Raw genomic sequence first — 22,648 nt, 5'->3', positions numbered from 1 at the left:
TAATCTCTTGTGTAACGGCATGCGGTTTGTATAGCCTGCTTTCCAAAATACTTAGTATACATAACGACATTAGACGTCATATTATTTGGCTTTACGACGACCGAATAAGCCACGTTTCCTATGTTGGCTCATATCAGCAGTAGCATTCTGCAAACGATCAGCATACTCAACTAGCTCCTGATTGGTTGTCGCTATGGTGACTTCGCGCTTATTCAGCCTACGTAACTTGGTATCCGCTTTTACAGGTAAGTCTTTATAACGAAACGGCGTATGCGCGCTATCAGCGTCAGGTAAATGAGCTGGATCAACCTCGTCTTTTATATCAATATCAAAACCAAGCGCCTGACAGACACGTAGACCACTGCGTACGCCATCTTCATGAAAGCCATTAAACCAATAAGCCCCACAGAAATGCGTGTGTGAGCCGTTACCAGAGATATCCGACCATTTGGTCTGCGCATCAATCATCGCAAGATCAAACACTGGATGACTATAATCGATGCTCTTAACTATCTGTTTATCATCAACGTTTTTATTATCAACAGCTGGGTTTAGGGTAACCAAATAATTGTGTTTTTTGGTCAAGCGTTGCAGGATATTCATGTGATAAGTCAGCACTGGCTTTATAGGTATCTGTGCGTTTCCAGCCGTTTGCTCGCCTGAGACCGATTCATCTATTAAGTAATTCCAGCTTGCCCATGCCAATGGCTTCTTAGGCAAGACACTGGTATCGGTATGTAATACCGCTGTGTTCTTCGTAAAGCGGAAATGACCTAACACGTCAGATTCATCAGTGCTGGCATCTTTTAAAATCTTTAATGCAGTATCGGTATGACAAGCAAAGATGACTTCGTCAAATACAAGGTTTTCGACTTGGCTGTCAGTGTTATTTTTATCCTGCACTGTTAAAGTTACTTGCTCGCCATTACGAACCACAGACTGTACTGGGCTATTGACTCGTATTTTACCGCCTGCTTTTATAAAGCGTGGAATCAGTTTATTGACGTACTGTTTTGAGCCGCCTTTTATCGTAAACCACTGCGGACGATTGACCACATCGAGCAAACCGTGATTATCGAAGAACTGTGCAAAAAATACCAACGGAAACTCTTGTACTTCATCTAAACTGGTTGACCAAATAGCCGAAACCATTGGCAGTAGATAATTATCGGTAAATAGCTGACCATATTTTTTTTGTGCTAAGTAACCGCCAAGCGTTTGTTCTGCATAGCTACTGACATCTTGTCCTTGAGCGCGCGCAATATCATAATCTTGGCGTAGCTGTTTGATATGCTGATTAAACTGTAAGATATCTTTGATGAACTGCCAAAATTTTGGATTAAGTACATTTTTGCGCTGTGATAATAAAGTGTTGAGCGTATGACCGTTGTATTCAAAATGACGCATGGTGTTTTTGACAGAAAAGCTCATATCCGTCGCTTGAAACGGCACTTGCAACTCATGAAGCAAACGGAAGAAGTTAGGGTATGTGCGCTCATTAAAAACAATAAACCCTGTATCTATCGCACTACTCTCTACGTTACTGCTCTTTGCTTTTTTACCGTCTTGTAGTGCCACATTAATCGTATTTACATGCCCGCCGATATAATCATTGGCTTCAAATACCGTTACATCATGTTGCGTACCTAAATAATGAGCGCATGTCAGTCCTGATACACCTGAGCCGATAATAGCGATACGTTTTTGAGCGGTCTGATGGTCAGAAACTGTTGCAGCCTTGGTAGCAATTTTTTGGTTACTTGCACGCTTGAAACGAGTAAACGGCATAAAAGCATTCCCTTCTATATTTTTCTATCGGTATGATAGTTAACAGCTCTATCAATGGTGGATTATTTTTTATTAAGCTTTTCACTAACTTGCTGCCAGACCAGATCAGGCAACGTACCTAATGCTTTTAATGGCATAGTCAGTTTTTTGGGGAATTCGATCACCTCATGTCCATCCTCAATACCATCGCGTATGGCTTGACTTGCCTGCGCTGGCGTCTGGATAAACGGCATCGGAAAATCATTATGTTTGGTCATAGGCGTTTCGACAAAACCAGGTACAACCAAGCTGACTGACACATCATGTGGAGCAAGGCTAATCTGCAAAGTCTTCATTAAATAGTGAATAGCCGCTTTTGAACTACCATAAGCTTCAGCGCGCGCAAAAGGCACATAGGCAGATGCTGAACCAAGACCGACTAAGCGACCTTTCGAAGCGATTAGCTTTGGTAATACCCCTTCTATCGCATGGGACAACGTACCCATGTTTACCGACATGACTTTCATAAAAGCACTGCTATCAAAGTTCGGCATATCTAAGTACTCACACATACCAGCGCCGCAAATCGCTAGATCAACATTGTCGATTTTTTCAAAAGCTTCAATGACCTTTTCTCGATCCATAAGATCCAAATCGATCGTGTCTGCGCCTAACGCCTTAAGCTCCGCCAATGCTTCGTCGTCACGGCCGACGGCATATACATAATGATCTTCTAGCAAGTAATCTTTTGCTAACTGCTTACCAATGCCCGACGTCGCCCCAGTAATGAGAATATGTAATTTTTCAGTAGAACCTGTCATTGTAGATATCCTTTTTGAGCATTCTTATAATATAGAATCGATAGTCTTTATCATTAGTTGAATTTTATTAAGCTATAAGCCATTTTATTTAACAAATCTAAATAATTATAGTGGTCGGCTACAGGTTTATTGTTGTGTCTTCGCAATCGTCTGAGTTTAAACTTAACATAAGCGTATATTTTGTCACTTTCATAATTTTGTCACCTTCATAAATTTGGCATCTTCATAAAGATTTTCTATCACAAGCAATGACACAATATTGTGTTACTAGCGTCATACGACAGCTCAATATCAGCATGCTACAATGCAAAAACTGGCAATTGCGTTGTTTGCCGAGGCATCGCTAATAATTGAGTGATTGCCGTAGTACGGTAAGGTGACGCCATCTTTTTTCAAACTATCTGATATCTTGCCCTGATAGTAAGAAAAACGTTAGATAATTAATATCAGATTTCCACCAACCCCACCCTCATATAAAAAAGGATCTCTCATGAGCGAGTTGCAACTGTCTGACCGCGTCAACAACATCCAACCATCACCTACGCTAGCGATTACCAATAAAGCCAAAGAGCTAAAAGCAGCTGGTAAAGATATTATCGGTTTGGGGGCTGGTGAACCTGATTTTGATACCCCTGAACACATTAAAAAAGCAGCAATCGATGCAATCAACGATGGCTTCACTAAATATACGGCTGTCGATGGTACGCCAGAGCTAAAAACAGCCGTCATCGAGAAATTCAAGCGCGACAACGACATTAGCTATGAGCCAAACGAAATCCTAGTATCGGTCGGTGGTAAACAGTCATTCTTTAACCTTGCCCAAGCCTTTATCAATCCTGGCGACGAAGTCATCATCCCAGCACCATACTGGGTCAGCTATCCTGATATGGTTATCATCGCGGAAGGCGTGCCAGTCATCGTCAAATGCCCAGCCGAACAAGATTTCAAAATTACTCCTGAGCAACTAGAAGAAGCGATTACTGACAAAACTAAATTGTTGGTATTAAATAGCCCATCTAACCCAACAGGTATGATTTATACATTAGATGAGCTAAAGGCCATCGCTGAAGTATTGAAAAAGCATCCGCAAGTCTATGTAGCTTCAGACGATATGTACGAGCATATCCGCTGGACAGGCGATAAGTTCTACAATATTTTAAACGCAGCACCTGAGCTGAAAGATCGTGCCATCATCTTGAACGGTGTGTCTAAAGCGTATGCAATGACAGGCTGGCGTATTGGCTATGCGGGTGGCCCTGCTAAGCTAATCGACGCCATGAAAAAGGTACAGTCACAGTCTACCTCATGCCCAACGTCAATCAGTCAAGTGGCTGCCGAAGTCGCTATCAGTGGTGATCAGAGTGTCCTAGAGCCAATGGTAGCCGCCTTTGAGAAGCGCTGTGACTTAGTCGTAGACGGTTTAAATGCTATTAAAGGCATTACATGCCTGCGTCCTGATGGCGCATTTTATGTCTATCCAAATATCGTACCGCTAATCAAAGCGGCTGGCCTGTCGTCATGTACTGAATTCTCAGCATGGTTATTGGACAAAGTAGGCGTGGCAGTTGTACCTGGCGATGCATTCGGTCTTGGCGGCTATATGCGTATCTCGTACGCTACTGATGAAGCAACATTGAAAGATGCGCTATCACGTATCGAAAAAGCAGTGGCTGATTTAGACGTTGCTGAATAAATCGTAAAGAGCAACGAGTCTTATCGCTGTTCATAAAAAAGACGCCCTATATGCTCTATAGGGCGTCTTTTTTTGCGAAATTTTTAGATATAAATAGGAAAAACACGCTATCTCATCATTAAAATGACAATTTTTACTAATTATGCAAAAAAAGGCTTGACGTATTTTTTAACTTTGCTAGAATACGCCCCACTTAGCAAGAACTCGTTAGAGACTTCTAAGGCTCGTTGTAAGCGATTAAACACTTACAGCCTATTCTCCAATAGCTCAGTTGGTAGAGCAACGGACTGTTAATCCGTGTGTCCCTGGTTCGAGCCCAGGTTGGAGAGCCACATTTTAGTAGTAAATTTCTTGAGTCAACTTTGATTCAATTATGGCATTTGCCAAAACCCTCATCAATTTGATGAGGGTTTTTTTATGTGTATCATTTAATATTGGTTATCTATTTTGCCGTTTTGATAAACGATAATGACTACTTTATCTCATACTTGATTATGACAATGATATTTAAAAGCAAATATTATTATCACGATAGGATATTACTTTAGCAAGTTTTCTATTGGCTAGCTTAGCTTGGCAACACTGGTAACCAAAATACTAATGCTAACAGTGTCACTAACAACACAGGCGGCGTGATCAGTAAACCAATCTTTATGTACTGTCCCCAGCTAATTTTGTAGTCCTTCTCTGCCAATACATGTAACCATAGTAAAGTAGCCAGACTACCAATCGGCGTAAATTTAGGGCCCAAATCATTGCCGATGACATTGGCATAAATCATTAGCTCTCGTGTTGCTGCAGGCACTTGTGCTTGATCAATCGCAAGCGCGCCGACTAAGGTGGCTGGCATATTATTCATAATAGAAGCGACTATAGCGGACAAGAACCCAGTTCCAATAGTAGCAATGACTGCGCCTTGTTGACCTAACCAGTTAAGTACTTGTGCCCCATAGGCGGTCAGTCCTGCATTACCCAGTCCATACACCACCAAGTACATACCGATTGAGAATAGTACGATCTGCCAAGGTGCTTTACGTACTACATCGCTCACCGAGACCACCGCACCACGCCCGCCTTGCCATAAACGGCCAGCGATTGCCATTAGCGCAGCAGCAGCAATACCTGTGACCAGTGAAATAGGTAGTCCTAACGACTCAGTCGCAAAATAGGCGACCAGCAGCAACCCTAATAGTGGAAAAGCTGCTCGAAATACCAATGGATCGGTAATAGCAGACTCTGGAGCGCTTAGCTCGCTAGTCGAATAAGTTTTTGGAATATGACGTGCGTAGACAATCCACAACACTAATAGCGTCGCTAATACAGACACCATATTGACCGGCACCATTACCGCCGCATAACGACCAAAGCCAATATCAAAATAATTGGCACTGACGATATTGACTAAATTTGAGGTGACCAATGGCAGGCTTGCCGTATCAGCGATAAAACCAGTCGCTATGATAAATGCCAGAGCTGATGGTGGTGAAAAATTCAGACGCAGTAAGATAGCAATGACAATCGGGGTCAGCAGTAGCGCAGCACCATCATTGGCAAAAAATGCAGAAATAAAGGCGCCTAGTATGACAATCATCGGAAACAACAAGCGCCCTTGCCCATTCCCAAGGCGTGCCACATGTAATGCGGCCCACCCAAAAAACCCTGCCCGATCTAAGATAAGCGAGATGATAATCAGCGCTACAAAAGTAAAGGTCGCATCCCAGACAATATCCCAGACAATACCCACATCTGATAACTGCACGACACCAAGCGCTAACGCAACTAAAGCACCACCCATGGCGCTCCAGCCGATGCCCAATCCTTTAGGTTGCCAGATAACTAAGACTAAAGTGACCACAAAAGTAGCAAATGCAAGCATTGTACAACCTTACTTAAGCTGATTTTATTCAGCCGATTTAATATAGGGAATTAGATCGATTGGGAGGTTAGATCGATTTTTGATTGACGCGGCTCGATACTTCTTCAGCACTCTCAACGCGTTCTGAATAGCGATCAGTGAGATAATCTGAACGTCCACGTGTGAGCCAAGTAAACTTCACTAGCTCCTCACAGACATCCACAAGGCGCAGATATAATGGAGACATATCCATGCGATTGTCGTCGTTAAACTCTAAGAACGCTTTGGGTATCGAAGATTGATTAGGGATAGTAATCATCCGCATCCAGCGCCCGAGAATACGCATTTGATTGACCGTATTAAAGCTCTGACTACCGCCGCTAACTTGCATCAGTGCTAGGGTTTTACCTTGAGTTGGACGCACACCACCTAGAGAAAGCGGTATCCAGTCGATTTGCGCTTTCATGATACTGGTGATACTGCCGTGACGCTCTGGACTCACCCATAGCATGCCTTCTGACCACTGCGCCAGTTCTCGCAATTCTTGTACTTTGGGATGGTCTGAATCTACGTCATCAGGTAATGGTAAGCCTGAGGGATCAAACATTTTTACTTCACAACCATACCACCGTAGCAACCGGCTCGACTCTTCAGCAGCCAACCTAGAAAACGAGCGCGCACGGACAGAACCGTATAGCACTAGTATTCTTGGTGGATGACGTGAGTCATTTGACGCAACCAAAGACTCAATGTCGATAGGCTGAAGATTATCTATATCAATATTGGGCAGATCATCGAAGTCAGTTTTCGGCGAAGCCGTAGACTCGACTGCCAATGCTTGGTCAACCTTAGTGTTTGTCATGAGTAATAACCTCACCGTCTTCTTTTGTAAAGCTACTTACTGGATTGGCTAGCAATTCAAACACACGTTCTGACGGACGACATAGAGCAGCGCCTTTATCAGTCAATACGATAGGACGATTGATTAAAATGGGATGCGCAATCATGGCATCGATAATTTGATCGTCAGACAACTCAGGATTATCTAGACCAAGCTCATCATTAATAGCTTCTTTGCTTCTTAATAGCCCTCTAGGTGAAATCTGCATTTGTGCCAACAACTCAACTAAACGGTCGCGTGTTGGTGTATCTTTTAGGTATTCCACCACCTCTGGCTCTTCACCTGATGCTTTAATAATGGCAAGCGTATTACGAGATGTACCGCATTTAGGATTATGAAAGATTAATGGCTTCATAGTGCTTACACCTATTTTATGTATTTATTGAATTGACAATTGGTTTAACCATTAGTTTGCTCAGCAGACTTATTTACTCTACATCCGCTCAGACTATCCATGAGCGACGCACACAATTCTGGATGCCCTGCACAGCAATCTTGCAGCAGGAACTGAATGACATTATCCATATGTGATAGCGAAGCACGATAGATAATCTGTCGGCTATGACGCTGTGAGACCACCCATCCTGCCCTTGCCAGCACCGATAGATGGGCTGACATCGTGTTATGAGGGACAGAGAGCTGACGGGCGATTTCACCCGCAGGTAGGCCTTCAGGCTCATGGCTGACTAGCAGTTTGAAAGCCTTTAAACGAGTATCTTGAGAGAGCGCAGCAAAGCTTGCGGTAGCATTAGTTATTTCCATATGTCCAATAATACAGACATATGGAAATAATTCAATGTTTTTTGAACGATTTTGTCGCTTATTTTAAGTGTCAAAACTTAGTAGAAATGCGACGATAAATACATTTTCTAAGTAATTAATGCTAATACTTACCAACATAAGATTGATTACTACGTATGCTCAAGTAGCTATATTACATGTTTGCGTGAAGACAACGCTTAACAATTTCGAACCTGATATTTTCTGACGGTTTAAGCTTACCATTTATCCAAAAATCATTATCTAATTTATCTGTGTGCTTTTGAGATCCTCCCCAGCGTGCTTCTTTAGAACCAAAATCCTTTAATTCAATTAACATAAAGCCTTGCTTTTCCTCTTTGCTGAGTAGTGTTTCAGGAACCCAACCGTTAACCATAGTTGTATGACCTTGCTCAAAATCGATATCGAAATTTAACCAATATTGAGTTTCGTCGCCTGAATCTGATAATTTTTTTAATATAAAATCATGCTTGCACAAAGAAACAAAGCTATCTGTCGATTTTAAAAAATACCAAGTCAAATCCAGCAACTCCTGACAACGCTCAATGTTAGGCGGTGGAGCATCATTATGTTCAATGTCATTTCTGATAAGCATTAACTGCTTTAACATATAAGGTCGAACTAAGCCCAAAAACTCTAAGTATTCTAGATATCCTTTTGGTGAATCAGATAAAGCAATTTTTTTGAGCGAATATACGTGCTCTATAAACTTTAGTCTTTGATTGAGACAGCGCTTTAAATTAGAAACAACATCTACTCGATCAAACTCATTTGCATTCCCTGTCAAAATTAAGTCAGCATGACTCCAAAGATCGTACGCTCTCAGATGATCCGCTTCGTTCGTATAACTATAGCTCTCTATTGTTGCAGACCAATCTAATACTGAATCGCATAGCCAAATATATTCTTTCTTCATATTTTATTACTCAATTTTTCTAACTGATTAACATCATTATATAGAAACTTAGAACAGACCAACCTTAAAAAACAATCTTTGTAAAGTTGCCTCACCTAGCCTTTCAATTAAATGCGTAAAGATAAAAAAACCAAAAAATCTAATGGTAAAAGTGAGCATTTCTTAACCTTCTCAACCTAAAGCCTTCTACGTTTGACCTTATGTAAACAACAAGTTTAATATATGTTATTGTATATTGATGATACTTAGAAGTTCATGCTAGATTGAATACAAGCTTATGCAAAAGTAAAACTGGATTTGGCTGGTAGCTCTCGCTCTGTACTGCCAATAAACCTGATTAAAATAACTATTATGATTAAAACAACAATAAGGAAATGACCATGCTACTAGAGAAAATTAAGACACCTGGGCTTTCGCATCTATCCTATTTGGTAGGGTCTGATGGTCAAGCAGCGGTGATTGATCCGCGTCGTGACTGTGCGATATATGTAAAAAAGGCACGTGCAGCAGGGCTTGAGATTACTCATATTTTTGAGACACATCGTAATGAGGATTTGGTTTCTGGTGCACCTATCTTGGCCGCAATGACAGGAGCAACAGTTTTACATGTTCCTAATCCAGAACGACCTGTTGTCTACGCTGAGACAGTACATAATGATGACTGCTTTTCAATTGGCCAATTAGAAATTCGTGTCTTAGAAACGCCTGGTCATACTGATGATCATCTTGCTTATGCGCTGTTTGACACTGCATATCCAGACAAGGCGGTTGGCGTTTTTACTGGGGATGCGCTCTTTGTAGGTGATGTCGGTCGTACTGACTTCTATCCTGATCGTCGCAGAGAAGTTGCAGGTCTACTTTATGATTCGTTACAAGACATTCTAGCGCTCGGTGATCAGGCGATTATTTATCCAGCTCATGGCGCAGGCTCGGTCTGTGGATCAGGTATGGCGGAGCGTGAGTTTTCTACTGTCGGTCACGAAAGAATGAACAACCCACGTTTACAGATTACTGATCGTGAGGCATTTATTGACTTTAAGACTAGCGAAAATCATTATCAGCCGCCCTACTTTAGATTAATGGAGCGCCTCAACATGGAAGGTGGTGAAGCGCCTCCAGTCGTTATGCGTCCGCGTAACCTTTCGCTCAAACAGCTGCATGACTGCGATGCTGATCATCTCATCGATATTCGTGAACCCATGGCATATGCGTCAGGACATTTGCCCGGTTCTATGAGTTTATCTGTCAACATGTTACCTGCGTTTGCTGGATGGTTTATCGAGGAAGGACAAAGCTTGGCACTGATTGCCTCTGACGAAGATCAACTTGCGACTGCGATGGAGCATTTGGTACGTATTGCCTTTGATAATGTCATAGGTGGTTATGTGGGTGTCGTCCCTGCTGCTGCTAAAGGTGAGCAGATGCAGCAAACCCCTATGATCGATACGTCCGAAGTGGAAAATCGTCTTAATAATACTCAAAATTGGACATTGCTTGATGTACGCGATATCGATGAGAGGAATACCAGCGCGATTGAAGGCTCACAGCATATCTATGTTGGTCACCTAAACGAGCGTTGGCATGAGCTGGACCAAAGTCGCCACTATACCTTGATGTGTGCCAGTGGTGCTCGGGCAACGATAGCAGCAGGGTGGCTCGCTAGTCGAGGCTTTGAGCACATTGATATCTATCTAGGGTCAATGGGTGCATGGCAAGCAACGCATGACTAGCCCTTTGCCTTTAGCAAAAATCTACAATGATCTCAAACGTGTCATAAATTATAGATAATGCGCTTTAAGCAAAGGCATTTTAAAGTGCTGTACCTAAGATAAATACGACGACCCTTCTTTTATTCAATATAAGACTGATGTAAAAAAAGGGTTGTAGTTTTAGCTGACTTCTAAGTGATATGACTTAAATACATATAAATCATAGCTCTAGATTCTAACTCTTACTGTACTTCCTTACCTGACTTATCACTCATAGAACATAGATACATAAAAAACAGACATAAAAAAACCTCAAACAATCTAATGCTTGAGGCGAAACTTGCTTAAACCCAAAGGTTTAAATTCGTTTTAAATATGGCGCAGCGGACGGGACTCGAACCCGCGACCCCCGGCGTGACAGGCTAGAACCACTAAACTTTATAAATCGTTATTAAGTTATATTAACCTATAAAAATATACATATCAATATCTTAAGTCAATAAATAGCTATGACATTTAGCGCAATTCAAGACATTTTACGTGAGCTATATTCCATATTTTGGTCACTTAAAATGTGTAATTATTGCACATTAGTATTTAAAAAACGTATAATAATTATACATATTTTTTTTGCGTTTATTATTTGTATTACCGTTTTTAGATTATTATCTATTAGATATATCTGGAAAATTAGCTTCTAAAGTTTAAGGAATGGTCTATCCAGTTCAACCAACAAGCCACCCTTTATCCAAACCATAATCTATCCATTTTACTTTTATCTGATCGGTAATATTCGCGTTAGGATAAGTAAATACAGTACCGCCAAGATAAAGCTCATCTCCGATTTTATACGGTTTTTCTTCAAAGGTCAGAATCTCTGTATCCGCATCCCAAGAAAAAGAAGTGTCTTCCAGTGCCAGTAAATAAGTGTTGTCTTTAGTCGTTACCTCTTCATTGTCCCTAGCTAAAGCAAGACAGTTATCCACACTTAATATCTGCCTATCTACTAGCTAACTCTCATCTTTATACTTTCTTTATATCCTGCCTATTTATCTTAATAACACTTTTATACTTCTCTCAGCATACTAATGACATTATCCAATGAGCAGCAAGGTCTTAGTAATCTTGCGGCAATTAATTGACTGATCTTGGTGTTAGGAGAGTGCTATGGAAGTATTTTCAGGGCTTATCGCCCTAGGTTTATTTGTCTATTTGCTATACGTACTGATTAAACCGGAGGCGTTCTAATGACCATCCAGGCCTTATCTCAGTTGATTATTTATCTTCTCATCTTATTTACTTTGGGCTATTTTTTATCCGGTTACATCATGCAGCGTATGCAGGCACCGATATCCCGTCTTGAATCACGCAGTTTTACTACACTCGGTATGCTTGGACGAGATAGCAAAGGTAATGTTGCGTCGGGGATGAACTGGAAACAGTATGCACTCGCTATTGTCTTATTTAACATCATTGGCTTTTTGGCGCTATTTATATTGCAACTGGTGCAAGGCAATCTACCGCTCAATCCGCAAGCGATGACCGGAGTTACTTGGGACTTGGCCATGAATACGGCCATCAGTTTTATGACCAATACCAACTGGCAGGCTTATGGTGGCGAAAGCACCATGAGTTATCTCACCCAAATGATGGGTATGTCGCTACAAAACTTTTTGTCAGCAGCAACAGGTATTGCCGTCGCTTTTGCCTTGATGCGTGGCTTGATATTTAAGAAAAGCGCTCACCTTGGTAATGCGTGGGTCGATTTATGGCGCTGTAATATCTACATCCTATTGCCGATAGCGACCATCATCGCACTGTTATTAATGAGCCAAGGTGTTGTACAAACCTTGTCAACCTATATGGACGTGCAAACTCTACAAGGTGACACACAAACCATCGCGCTAGGTCCAGTCGCTTCACAAGAAGCGATTAAAATGTTAGGCACTAACGGTGGTGGTTTCTTTAATGTTAACTCTGCCCATCCTTTTGAAAATCCAACGCCTTTTTCTAATTTAATTCAGATGCTCGCTATTTTTCTTATTCCTACTTCGCTATGTTTTTGTCTTGGTAAGATGAGCGGAAACCTGAAGCAAGGTGTAGCGGTATTAGCAGCCATGACTGTATTGTTTGTCGGTATGTATTCATTAACGGTGAGTAGTGAACTTGCTGGTAATCCTTGGTTAACATCACAAGTTTCAGGGCTAACCGCTGCTGATGTCAGTGGCAATATGGAAGGCAAAGAAGTACGCTTCGGTATTGTGGCTTCGTCGTTATTTGCCACCATCACTACTGCAGCATCATGTGGTGCGGTAAATGCGATGCATGACTCATTTACGCCGATGGGCGGCTTTGGTTTAATGTTGCAGATGCAGTTAGGTGAAGTGGTATTTGGCGGTGTTGGAGCCGGACTGTACGGCATGTTGCTATTTGCAATATTGGCGGTATTTGTATCAGGACTCATGATTGGACGGACACCAGAATATCTCGGTAAAAAGATTGAACCATTTGAGATGAAAATGGTGGTATTGGCTTTACTTGCAGCGCCTACTATGGTGCTAATGGGAACGGCGATTAGTGTTATGACAAGCAGCGGTCAAGCAGGGATTTTCAATCCTAGCGCTCATGGTTTTAGTGAAGTGCTGTATGCCTTTAGCTCAGCGGCCAATAATAATGGTTCTGCTTTTGCAGGATTGGGCGCTAATTCGGTGTTTTATAACGCTATGCTTGGGCTTGCGATGGTGGTCGGGCGCTTTGGGGTCATCATTCCAGTGCTGGCTTTGGCAGGATCATTGGCGAAAAAACCAAGACTTGAAGTCAATAGCGGTACTTTACCGACGACCACGCCATTATTTGTGGGTCTATTAGTTGGAACCGTGCTGATGATTGGCGCATTGACTTTCATTCCTGCTTTAGCGCTTGGACCTATTGTAGAGCATATATGGATGATGAAAGGTTAGCGACTGCCTATTTGTCTAAACTTTGGCAAATAGGCCCTTACCTTTTTAGTGGTGAATTGCCCCCTTTTTTATGATTATGTTAGGAATAAAAACCATGAATGTTTCAGTAGATTCTAATAATAAAGACTTAGATGTGCCGCCTCAACAAGAGCCTGATAACTCTGATTTGCCCGAAAAACCTTCACAAGGTCTGTTAGATCCGGCACTGATTAAACCGGCGCTAAAAGATGCGCTACTCAAGCTTGATCCTCGCGTTCAGTGGCGTAATCCCGTGATGTTCGTCGTTTATATCGGTTCATGGTTGACGACCATATTAGCCATTAACATGTTAATTCAGAGTCAAACTGGACTGATCTTTACCTTGTTAATCACGTTTTGGCTATGGTTTACCTTATTATTTGCCAACTTTGCTGAAGCGTTAGCAGAAGGTCGCAGTAAAGCGCAAGCATCGAGTCTTAAGCAGGCACGTCAAGATGTGCAAGCGCGTAAGCTTGCTAGTAGCGACCGATTATCCGCCGCTACTATGGTACAGGCGACGGAGCTCAATCAAGACGATATTGTATTAGTGCAAATGGGAGAAATCATTCCGGCGGATGGTGAGGTGATAGAAGGTCTTGCTTCAGTCGATGAATCAGCCATTACTGGTGAATCCGCTCCTGTAATCCGTGAAAGTGGCGGTGATTTTAACGCAGTCACTGGCGGTACTAAGGTCTTGTCTGACTGGCTGATTATTCGTATCACCCAAGCGCCGGGGCAAGGATTTTTGGATCGTATGATTGCCTTGGTAGAAGGTGCCAAACGTACTAAAACGCCTAATGAGATTGCACTGACTATTTTGCTTATTGCATTAACCCTGATATTTCTAATGGTTTGCGTCACCCTGTTGCCATTCTCTCAGTTTGCAGTGCTCGCATCAGGTCAAGGCGAACCCATCTCTATTGTTATTTTAGTCGCATTACTGGTCTGCCTGATCCCGACAACGATTGGCGGTTTATTATCGGCTATTGGGGTAGCAGGTATGAGCCGTATGATGCAAGCCAATGTGATTGCAACTTCTGGGCGTGCGGTAGAAGCTGCAGGTGACGTCGATGTGCTAATGCTCGATAAGACCGGTACCATTACTTATGGTAACCGCCAAGCTTCGTTATTTCTGCCTTCTAACGGTATTAACGAGAACTTGCTGGCTGAAGTGGCATTGATTAGCTCGCTAACCGATGAGACACCAGAAGGTCGCAGTATCGTCAAACTGGCCCAAAGCCGTTTTGATATCGATGAGAATGTCTGGAAATCAAAGCCATTTGAAACTATCGAATTTACCGCACAAACTCGCATGAGTGGTACCGATATTGAGCAACGCCGCATCCGTAAGGGCGCTTATGATGCCATAGTAAATTGGGTGACAGAACAAGGTGGCACACTACCGAGTAATTTGGATCAACAAGTAGAAGAAGTGGCTCGCCGCGGTAGTACCCCCCTGTTAGTTGCAGATGGTCAGCAGATATTAGGCATCATTGAACTTAAAGACGTGGTCAAATCTGGTATCAAAGAGCGCTTTGCGGAACTGCGCAAAATTGGTATTACTACCGTGATGATTACTGGTGATAATCCTTTAACCGCTGCTGCTATCGCTGCTGAAGCTGGGGTTGATGACTTTATGGCGGAGGCCACACCAGAACAAAAACTTGAATTGATTCGTAGTTATCAGCGCCAAGGTAAGTTAGTGGCAATGACTGGTGACGGTACTAATGACGCGCCAGCACTTGCTCAAGCTGATGTGGCAGTTGCTATGAATAGTGGTACTCAAGCGGCAAAAGAAGCAGCAAACATGGTGGATTTGGACTCAAATCCGACCAAGCTTATTGAAGTGGTGCAAACCGGTAAGCAAATGTTGATGACCCGTGGGGCGCTGACGACTTTTAGCTTGGCTAATGACGTCGCTAAATACTTTGCGATTATTCCAGCAGCTTTTGCTGGTACTTATCCCGCCTTAAACGTTTTAAATATTATGCATTTGGGCAGCCCAAAGAGCGCTATTTTATCAGCGGTTATTTTTAATGCTTTAATCATTGTATTTCTAATTCCACTAGCGCTGCGAGGCGTCAAGTATCGTCCAAACTCTGCTATTAACCTATTGCGCCGGAACCTCTTGATATATGGATTGGGCGGACTACTGCTACCGTTTGTGGGAATAAAGGTTATCGATATGCTCATTAACGTATTGCAATTGGTCTAATCATTCATAAGGAATATTACTATGTACACTCATTCTCATCCAGATACTGACTCCAAGCCATCACTACAAGATGCAACAGGTAGCAGCAACACACTAGATAACGCTGCTACTTATATGCCAATGCTCAAACCTGCTGTATTACTATTTATACTATTAGGTATCATTTTAGGGTTATGCTACCCATTATTGATGACTGGCGTCGGGCAAGTGACTATGCCCAATCAGGCAAATGGTAGCTTAATAGAAAAAGAGGGGCAGCTGGTTGGCTCTGCGCTTATCGGTCAACAGTTTGACCAACCACAATATATATGGACACGACCTTCTGCTGCGGGTGAAGGTTATGATGCCACCCAATCTTCAGGTAGTAATTTGGGACCTTTAAATCTTGAACTTGCCAGCAATGTTGAGGCGCAAGTGCAAAAGCTTAAGGCGGCTGATCCACAGAATAAAGCGCCGATTCCGATTGATTTGGTGACCATGTCGGGAAGTGGCTTGGATCCACATATCTCACCTGCGGCGGCACAGTGGCAAGCCAATAGAGTGGCAAGTATACGCGGGATAAGTATCGAACAAGTACAAAAAGCGATCAATGATAATACCGATAGTAAGCAGTTTAATGTCTTTGGCGAGCCGCGTGTCAATGTGCTGGCAGTTAACTTAACTTTAGACGAGATATCTACTCTCCCAGTTAAATAGTAAGACAGTATTAAACAACACTACCGGATTAACCAAAAGCCGCCACTTTAATTTACTTTTATTTAAGAGCTATCGAGGGTCATAATGAATATTAACCGCCCTAGCCCAGATGCGTTATTGCAGCAAATCAAGCAGCAAGAGTATACGGTCAATAGAGGTAAATTAAAGATATTTTTTGGAGCGTCGGCCGGGGTTGGTAAAACGTATGACATGCTGACCTCTGCCCACCAAGCACAAGCGCATGGACGTAATGTATTGGTTGGTATTGTAGAAACGCATGGCCGCAGTGAGACAGCAGCACTGGTACAAGGGCTATCAGTATTGCCGCTACGCGAGATTGAATATCGTGGACAGATGCTACAAGAGTTTGACATTGATGCCGCTCTCGCCAGTCATCCAGATATTTTGCTGGTTGATGAGTTGGCACATAGTAATATTCCAGGATCTCGCCATCCTAAACGTTGGCACGATGTTGAAGAGTTACTAAAAGCAGGTATCAGTGTTTACACGACCCTAAACGTTCAGCATTTAGAAAGCTTAAATGATGTTGTCAATCAAATTACTGGAGTCGTGGTTCAAGAAACCTTGCCCGACTGGTTTTTTGATCAGGCAAATGAAGTGGTATTGGTTGATTTACCGCCAGATGAATTATTGGCGCGTCTTCACGAAGGTAAAGTATACATTCCAAGCCAAGCCAAGCACGCTATTAATAACTTCTTTCGTAAAGGTAATTTGATCGCGCTGCGAGAGCTGGCATTACGCCGAACCGCAGACTTGGTCGATGCCGATATGCAAGATTATCGTAACCAAGCTCGAATTTCACCTATTTGGAATACCGCAGATCAGCTATTGGTAGGAATCAGTACGGGGGCAAACAGTGAACGCCTCATTCGTCATGCTGCTAGGCTGGCCAGTAGTCTACATTCACAGTGGTATGTGGTACATGTCGATACGCCACGCGGTTTAAATCGTTCAGTTAATAATAAGCAGAAAGTTTTGGAGGCATTGCGTTTAGCGGATGATTTGGGTGCAAAAACTGAAGTGATTAGTGCCATTACTGTGGCAGAGGGTTTGGCCAGCTATGCCCATCAATTCAATATTGGCCGTATTATTATTGGACAAAACCATGCTAACCGCTCTAGACCGTATCACTGGGGTCAGTCGCTGGTCAAGCTCATCTCACAGCAAGACGTTAATTTAGATTTGATATTGGTTAATCAAACTAAGCAGTTAAGCAAAACTATTAATGAGCGTCAATTACCGTCTTGGAACGTGGCAGAATTATCATCGGTAGATAACCGTAATGGTTATCTCATGGCAATTTTGGGATGCGGATTAGTAACCGTTACCTTAGTGGCTCTCACGCGCTGGTTTGATTTAGCCAACGTAGTCATGCTGTACTTGTTAGTGATTGTTTTTATCTCAGTACGCTTTGGACGCGCGCCTGGTATATTGGCTGCTTTTTTAAGTGTGTTAAGTTTTGATTTATTTTTTGTTGAACCTAAGCTGTCATTTAATGTCAGTGATGTCCAATACTTAGTCACCTTTGCCGTTATGCTTATCGTCTCTTTAATCATTAACAACCTAGCAGTTGGCCTGCGATTTCAGGCACAAGCTGCCCGTAAACGTGAACAACAGGCCATATCCATGAGCTATCTTGCTCAAAGCCTAAGTGCTGCTCGTAAAAACAATGACATCATCAGCCAAGCTGCAGCATGGCTAACACAGCATATTGCTAGCACTGCAATTATAGTGATGCCAGACGTGGAAAATAAACTGGTCGTTATGACTGACTGTACGATACCTGCAGAATTCAACTGGGTTGTCACCCGATGGGTATTTGATCATAACGAAAGCGCGGGACTAGGAACTAATACACTCACCGCCAATACGATGCACTATCGGGCACTCGCTACATCAAATCAGGTGCTCGGTGTTTTAGCACTGATGCCTACAGATAGTGAGAGTTTCAATCAACCCGAACAACAAAGAACCCTTGATATGGCCATTGCCCAAATAACGCTAGCCTTAGAGCGGGTATATTACGCAAAAGTGGCTCAAACCGCGCTCATAAAGGTAGAATCAGAGCGGCTGCGTGGGACTTTATTATCGGCCCTGTCTCATGATATCCGAACGCCAATAACGGTATTATCTGGTTTAGCATCTTCTCTTGCTATCCAGAGTTTAACGGCAAGTGAGCAGAAGCAACTGGCAGTCGATATTGAGCAGCAAGCAAACGTCATTCAGCGTTTAGTCATTAATATTTTAGATTACGTCTCGCTACAGTCTGGCGGCATGAAACTAAACAAGCAATGGGTGAGCTTAGAAGAAATCGTTGGTAGTAATATCCGTCAGCTTGAGCACTATTTAAAAGAGCGCCAGATAGAAATAGACATTCCCCATAATATTGACTTTATTTATACCGACGAATTGATTTTGTCGCGTATTTTAAACAACTTAATAACCAATGCAATCAATTATACCCTAGACAATGCCTGTATTTGCATCAAAGCAATGCTTGATAATAATCGGCAATACCTGATAACGGTGACAGACACAGGAGAAGGTCTACCTGTAGGTATGGAGACGCAAATATTTGAGCGCTTTACTCGAGGGAATTCGGAAGGTACTACAACGGGATTGGGTTTAGGCTTAGCTTTGAGCAGAGATTTAGTTGAGCATCTGGGTGGCACGTTAAGCGCTAATAATATACAACCTCACGGTGCACAATTTATTATAACGCTACCTTGGCAACCTTTGCCTGAACAAGATTTATTGAGTGACGACTTTATAGCAAGCAGCCCAAACATTGATTCAGCAAACTTAGCACGATAAGTGCTATATCATAAGGTTAATACTAATAGCGAAAAACACACTAATGAAGACCATACTAATTATCGAAGATGAAGCCCATATTGCGCGATTTATTAAAACAGCGATGGAGCAAGAAGGCTATCAAGTTTATATCGCTGATAGCTCGCACAGGGGCTTAATAGAAGCTGCGACGCGCCGTCCTGATTTACTTATATTAGATCTTGGCTTACCTGACGGTGATGGCTGTGACGTCATTGCAGATATTAGGACGTGGTCCTCATTACCTATTTTAGTATTATCAGCTCGCAGTGATGAACAGGATAAAATAAAAGCGCTCAATTTAGGTGCAGATGATTATTTAGTGAAACCTTTTAGTATGGGCGAATTGGTTGCGCGTGTTAATGCACATATGCGCCGCTGGCAGGTTGGCTACGAAGCACCTAGTCAGATAGAGCTTGGCAATGTCAGCATCGATCTCACGCAGAGACAAGTCAAGAAAAATGGTAAAGACGTCCATTTAACACCTATTGAGTATCGCTTGCTGACTGTCCTGATCCGTTATGCGGAAAAAGTACTGACCCATAAACAACTGCTTAATGAAGTTTGGGGTAAAGGTCATAACCATCAAGAACATTATGTTCGCATATTTATGTCAAATTTACGCCAGAAACTAGAAGATAATCCTTCTCGACCAAATTTCTTCTTAACCGAAATCGGTGTCGGCTACAAGCTACATATACCTAAAGACTGACAATACATGAATGTATTTAGTCTCCTAACTAGAATATTAAGCTGATGGTAAGATGCAAAAAAAAGAGGGAAATATCATGAACAAGCTCAGTATGTCCGCCATAGCCATTGCTATATTGGTGCTGTTATCAGGTTGTGATAAATCAATAAAAGATCCCAATATAGTATTTTCAGAAAATAATAAAGATCCTATGAAAGAGCTTGAAATAACCTCAGCCGTCGATCCCCGTCAATTAAGTTATAAACAAACCTTTTATGTGCCCATTTATTCAGACATTTATATTGATAGGTACAATGAAAAAGTATTGCTATCGGCGACTTTGAGCATTCGTAATACCACATTAGAAAAATCACTATATATCAATAAAATTGATTACTACGGTACTAACGGAGAGCTAATAAAGTCCTATATCAAGAACTCAATTAAGCTGCCACCTATGGCAACCCTCAACTATATCGTTGAAAAAGAAGAAAATAAAGGGGGTCCTGGTGCAGACTTTATCATTGAGGTTGAAGCTTTAGATGATACGGTTAAACCAGTGATTGAGGCGGTAATGATTGGTAATTTTAATAATAAAGCTTTTGCTTTTAACACGCAAGGGACACCAGTTATGCACTGATAAAAAATCATTTTATATTCAATGTATATCGTTCGTTAACTCATAAAGTGGAACACAAAAATACATTTTAAAAGTGACCTTCTTTATCTTTAAATTGTCCATTTGATCAATAACGATTCATCTGATAGCTCTGTTCTAACCTGAACTTAGGCATGTTCAAAAGACTTCTTTATTTGAATATTACTAAAGATTGTAGCAATGTATCCATTAATAATACATCTGGCAGTAATTCAGGAATCCTTTGCTTGGTATGTGAAACCTTTAAGTTTGTTATGATTATTCACAGTACCTCGAGTCTTATCGATAAGCATTGAAAAATCTTTCTGACTAAGATAGTTTATTGGAGATTCATCTTCATTACCAAATATTTCGTTCCAAATAGCGCTACTATATTTGCCTTTAGCCTGTGATAACTCTCTAATTTCGGAATACATGACACCTGGTTTTGAAAGTGAAAGAATAGAAATCGCCCTAATATAATCCATATATATAAAGTCTATTACGTCTTGGTCAAACTTATCTTGAATTCTTTTTTTTACTCTGTTTATCTGTTCATCAGTTTTATTCTTTGTATCATGACCTTGAGATGTTGTATAACTTAGAATCACAGTATTTTCATTAGAAATATCATTTAGATCAAATATAGGAGAAAAACAGCCCCCGATGATTTCGTATAAACCGTCTTTAAATATGACAGAAATATTATGAATAGGTATGTCAACTCTGCTGCCAAAATAGTTAGGTACGTTTTTGAGATAGGTACTCTTATCACTACTAATATAGGCTTTGATCAGTACTTGATGAAGCCTACTGGCTAAAGGATGGAGTTTTACGATTGAGTTGCTATTTAAACTAATCGTTTTAGCAGATAGTTTCATATTACGCTACTTCCTTATTAATTCTGTCACCCATCATAATGAATACATAGTGACAAAATATTTGTATTGTCCTCACATTCCACTGCTTTATAGGTATAACAGAGTTTGCCCTATTTTGAATTCTTGTAACTTCAGTCTGACTAGCGAGTGAGAGCTCTACTCGGATCTGCCTTCGATTTTGGCAAAAATTCTCTTCTTGCTCATTATCCATATTTATTCTCTGTGAAATAGGTATATCTTTTAAAGCGTCGTTCCAATTATTCTGATCTTTTTCGGCAGCTTGTGCATAGTTGTAGTAGCTCAGTCGAATATCTTTTTTATAGACTAGTTTACGAATAACTTGAAGGTAGTTATAGAGGTCTACTGCGCAGTTAAATATAATAAAATTTTTATTATATTGAGAGTGAGTAAGTGTATGATATATAAATTGATGGATATGTTTTTTGTCCTCACTCTCTAAGTAAAGGCTACGAAATTTTTCCGTCATTTGCATCATGATTCTTCTATCATCATCATATCTATCCTTAACAGGTAATAAGCCTCCTTTATTATTGATATCAAACAACCTAGGGTTGCCTTTCCTAGTTTGAAACTCTAAATCGTCTCTTAGTCGCTTTGCATTACGATGCCATGTTTCAACAGTTTCTTGACTGACATCATAGATATGCATGAGGTTCTCATAATCACCTTTCTGAGTATAAGCTTCAAGAACTTGATGTACTTCATCGAAAGAATATTTCTTAACTTTTACAATTTTTTCATCAAAATCATCATTCAGTATTTTACTGTGCATAGGTTTCGGAAAATAAGGCAGTTTAAGCTTATCAATGAGATATTCATTTAGTCTTAAATGCATATTTTCAGTTTCAAATTTTTGTCTTCTCGGTATTTTTAGTATCTGATTGTGCTTCATAGCTAGTTTAAAATTGGTCTGCCATAATAATAATCCCACCTGAATGTCCGTAAAATGTACATATGATGAAAATGTTGTACTAGGGGTAGCGTGGCCTGCTATTCCTGCCAAAGCATATATTTTCTTGTACGCAAGATTCGTTTCGAAATGATTGATGATGCTAGCAGCTTGAGCTGATTCGTAGGGTAGCAAGCCTTTTAAAAACGTTGCACCTGGATGGCCATTAAATTGATAGTCTTTATCGTATAAAAATGACATTAACTGAAAATTAGTTAGACAACTATGACGTAGATGATGTGTAGTAAGATAGCTTAAGCCAGTAACCTCTTTTATAAGATGTGT

19 protein-coding genes and 1 tRNA gene are annotated in these 22,648 nt (G+C 41.3%); 10 read left to right on the top strand and 10 right to left on the bottom strand.

The features are described from left to right. Positions 1 to 81: 81 nt before the first annotated feature. The gene (locus ACT3QN_RS05450) at positions 82 to 1,788 is read right to left on the bottom strand and encodes an NAD(P)/FAD-dependent oxidoreductase (protein WP_444523208.1); all 1,707 of its coding nucleotides are present in this window, start codon (positions 1,786 to 1,788) and stop codon (positions 82 to 84) included. 62 nt (positions 1,789 to 1,850) lie between these two features. After that, the gene (locus ACT3QN_RS05445; RefSeq protein ID WP_444523207.1) at positions 1,851 to 2,588 is read right to left on the bottom strand and encodes an SDR family NAD(P)-dependent oxidoreductase; all 738 of its coding nucleotides are present in this window, start codon (positions 2,586 to 2,588) and stop codon (positions 1,851 to 1,853) included. Positions 2,589 to 3,078: 490 nt separating this feature from the next. Here ACT3QN_RS05445 and ACT3QN_RS05440 point away from each other — a divergent pair, with 490 nt between their 5' ends. Together ACT3QN_RS05440 and ACT3QN_RS05435 are read left to right on the top strand one after the other, a co-directional pair. Beyond that, positions 3,079 to 4,281, top strand: coding sequence for a pyridoxal phosphate-dependent aminotransferase (locus ACT3QN_RS05440; protein WP_444523206.1), 1,203 nt, complete (start codon positions 3,079 to 3,081; stop codon positions 4,279 to 4,281). A 256-nt stretch (positions 4,282 to 4,537) separates the two neighbouring features. Beyond that, a tRNA-Asn gene (locus ACT3QN_RS05435) sits at positions 4,538 to 4,613 on the top strand. A 236-nt stretch (positions 4,614 to 4,849) separates the two neighbouring features. Here the strand turns inward: ACT3QN_RS05435 and ACT3QN_RS05430 are convergent. From ACT3QN_RS05430 to ACT3QN_RS05410, 5 genes are all read right to left on the bottom strand, one after another. After that, on the bottom strand, positions 4,850 to 6,157 hold the full coding sequence (locus ACT3QN_RS05430) for an arsenic transporter (protein ID WP_444523205.1): 1,308 nt from the start codon (positions 6,155 to 6,157) through the stop codon (positions 4,850 to 4,852). Between the two features lie 67 nt (positions 6,158 to 6,224). Beyond that, positions 6,225 to 6,998: an arsenical resistance protein ArsH gene (gene arsH / locus ACT3QN_RS05425; RefSeq protein WP_444523204.1), complete on the bottom strand. Its 774-nt coding sequence runs from the start codon at positions 6,996 to 6,998 to the stop codon at positions 6,225 to 6,227. Then, positions 6,985 to 7,392 carry an arsenate reductase (glutaredoxin) gene (arsC, locus tag ACT3QN_RS05420; protein ID WP_444523203.1) on the bottom strand — a complete coding sequence of 136 codons (408 nt, stop codon included), beginning with the start codon at positions 7,390 to 7,392 and terminating at the stop codon, positions 6,985 to 6,987. Before arsC ends, arsH begins: the two co-directional genes overlap by 14 nt. Before the next feature lie 44 nt (positions 7,393 to 7,436). Beyond that, positions 7,437 to 7,799 (bottom strand): ArsR/SmtB family transcription factor, encoded by a 363-nt coding sequence (locus ACT3QN_RS05415; protein WP_444523202.1) that lies wholly within the window; start codon positions 7,797 to 7,799, stop codon positions 7,437 to 7,439. A 172-nt stretch (positions 7,800 to 7,971) separates the two neighbouring features. Next, a complete protein-coding gene (locus ACT3QN_RS05410; RefSeq protein ID WP_444523201.1) occupies positions 7,972 to 8,733 on the bottom strand; it encodes a hypothetical protein in 762 nt (253 codons plus the stop codon). 380 nt (positions 8,734 to 9,113) lie between these two features. Here ACT3QN_RS05410 and ACT3QN_RS05405 point away from each other — a divergent pair, with 380 nt between their 5' ends. Further along, a complete protein-coding gene (locus ACT3QN_RS05405; protein ID WP_444523200.1) occupies positions 9,114 to 10,463 on the top strand; it encodes an MBL fold metallo-hydrolase in 1,350 nt (449 codons plus the stop codon). Between the two features lie 704 nt (positions 10,464 to 11,167). Here the strand turns inward: ACT3QN_RS05405 and ACT3QN_RS05400 are convergent. After that, positions 11,168 to 11,428 (bottom strand): hypothetical protein, encoded by a 261-nt coding sequence (locus ACT3QN_RS05400; protein ID WP_444519405.1) that lies wholly within the window; start codon positions 11,426 to 11,428, stop codon positions 11,168 to 11,170. 181 nt (positions 11,429 to 11,609) lie between these two features. Between ACT3QN_RS05400 and kdpF the strand changes: the two genes are divergently transcribed. The 7 genes from kdpF to ACT3QN_RS05365 all read left to right on the top strand — a co-directional run bounded on the left by kdpF (position 11,610) and on the right by ACT3QN_RS05365 (position 20,515). Continuing rightward, a complete protein-coding gene (gene kdpF, locus ACT3QN_RS05395) occupies positions 11,610 to 11,690 on the top strand; it encodes a K(+)-transporting ATPase subunit F (RefSeq protein ID WP_084674193.1) in 81 nt (26 codons plus the stop codon). Then, positions 11,690 to 13,402 carry a potassium-transporting ATPase subunit KdpA gene (kdpA, locus tag ACT3QN_RS05390; RefSeq protein ID WP_444523199.1) on the top strand — a complete coding sequence of 571 codons (1,713 nt, stop codon included), beginning with the start codon at positions 11,690 to 11,692 and terminating at the stop codon, positions 13,400 to 13,402. The genes kdpF and kdpA overlap by 1 nt, the downstream gene beginning before the upstream one ends. Before the next feature lie 94 nt (positions 13,403 to 13,496). Next, entirely contained in the window at positions 13,497 to 15,635 is a 2,139-nt protein-coding gene (gene kdpB, locus ACT3QN_RS05385) for a potassium-transporting ATPase subunit KdpB (RefSeq protein ID WP_444523198.1), read from the top strand. 21 nt (positions 15,636 to 15,656) lie between these two features. Further along, positions 15,657 to 16,331, top strand: a complete 675-nt coding sequence (gene kdpC, locus ACT3QN_RS05380) for a potassium-transporting ATPase subunit KdpC (RefSeq protein WP_198411590.1) — start codon at positions 15,657 to 15,659, stop codon at positions 16,329 to 16,331. Positions 16,332 to 16,415: 84 nt separating this feature from the next. After that, positions 16,416 to 19,166: a DUF4118 domain-containing protein gene (locus ACT3QN_RS05375; RefSeq protein WP_100749149.1), complete on the top strand. Its 2,751-nt coding sequence runs from the start codon at positions 16,416 to 16,418 to the stop codon at positions 19,164 to 19,166. A 43-nt stretch (positions 19,167 to 19,209) separates the two neighbouring features. After that, a complete protein-coding gene (locus ACT3QN_RS05370) occupies positions 19,210 to 19,896 on the top strand; it encodes a response regulator (RefSeq protein WP_020442997.1) in 687 nt (228 codons plus the stop codon). Positions 19,897 to 19,972: 76 nt separating this feature from the next. Next, positions 19,973 to 20,515: a DUF3124 domain-containing protein gene (locus tag ACT3QN_RS05365; RefSeq protein ID WP_444523247.1), complete on the top strand. Its 543-nt coding sequence runs from the start codon at positions 19,973 to 19,975 to the stop codon at positions 20,513 to 20,515. Positions 20,516 to 20,745: 230 nt separating this feature from the next. On the opposite strand, the gene ACT3QN_RS05360 is transcribed toward ACT3QN_RS05365, so the two are convergent. Together ACT3QN_RS05360 and ACT3QN_RS05355 are read right to left on the bottom strand one after the other, a co-directional pair. Beyond that, entirely contained in the window at positions 20,746 to 21,393 is a 648-nt protein-coding gene (locus ACT3QN_RS05360) for a hypothetical protein (RefSeq protein ID WP_100749151.1), read from the bottom strand. A 1-nt stretch (position 21,394) separates the two neighbouring features. Continuing rightward, the coding region (locus ACT3QN_RS05355) for a hypothetical protein (protein WP_444529086.1) at positions 21,395 to 22,648 on the bottom strand (1,254 nt) is incomplete at its 5' end.

It is taken from the genome of Psychrobacter sp. AOP7-C1-14 (assembly GCF_052376135.1).
GTDB lineage: Bacteria > Pseudomonadota > Gammaproteobacteria > Pseudomonadales > Moraxellaceae > Psychrobacter.
The sequence above is the reverse complement of the archived record's forward strand: the minus strand, read 5'-3'. Positions and strand labels throughout refer to the sequence as shown.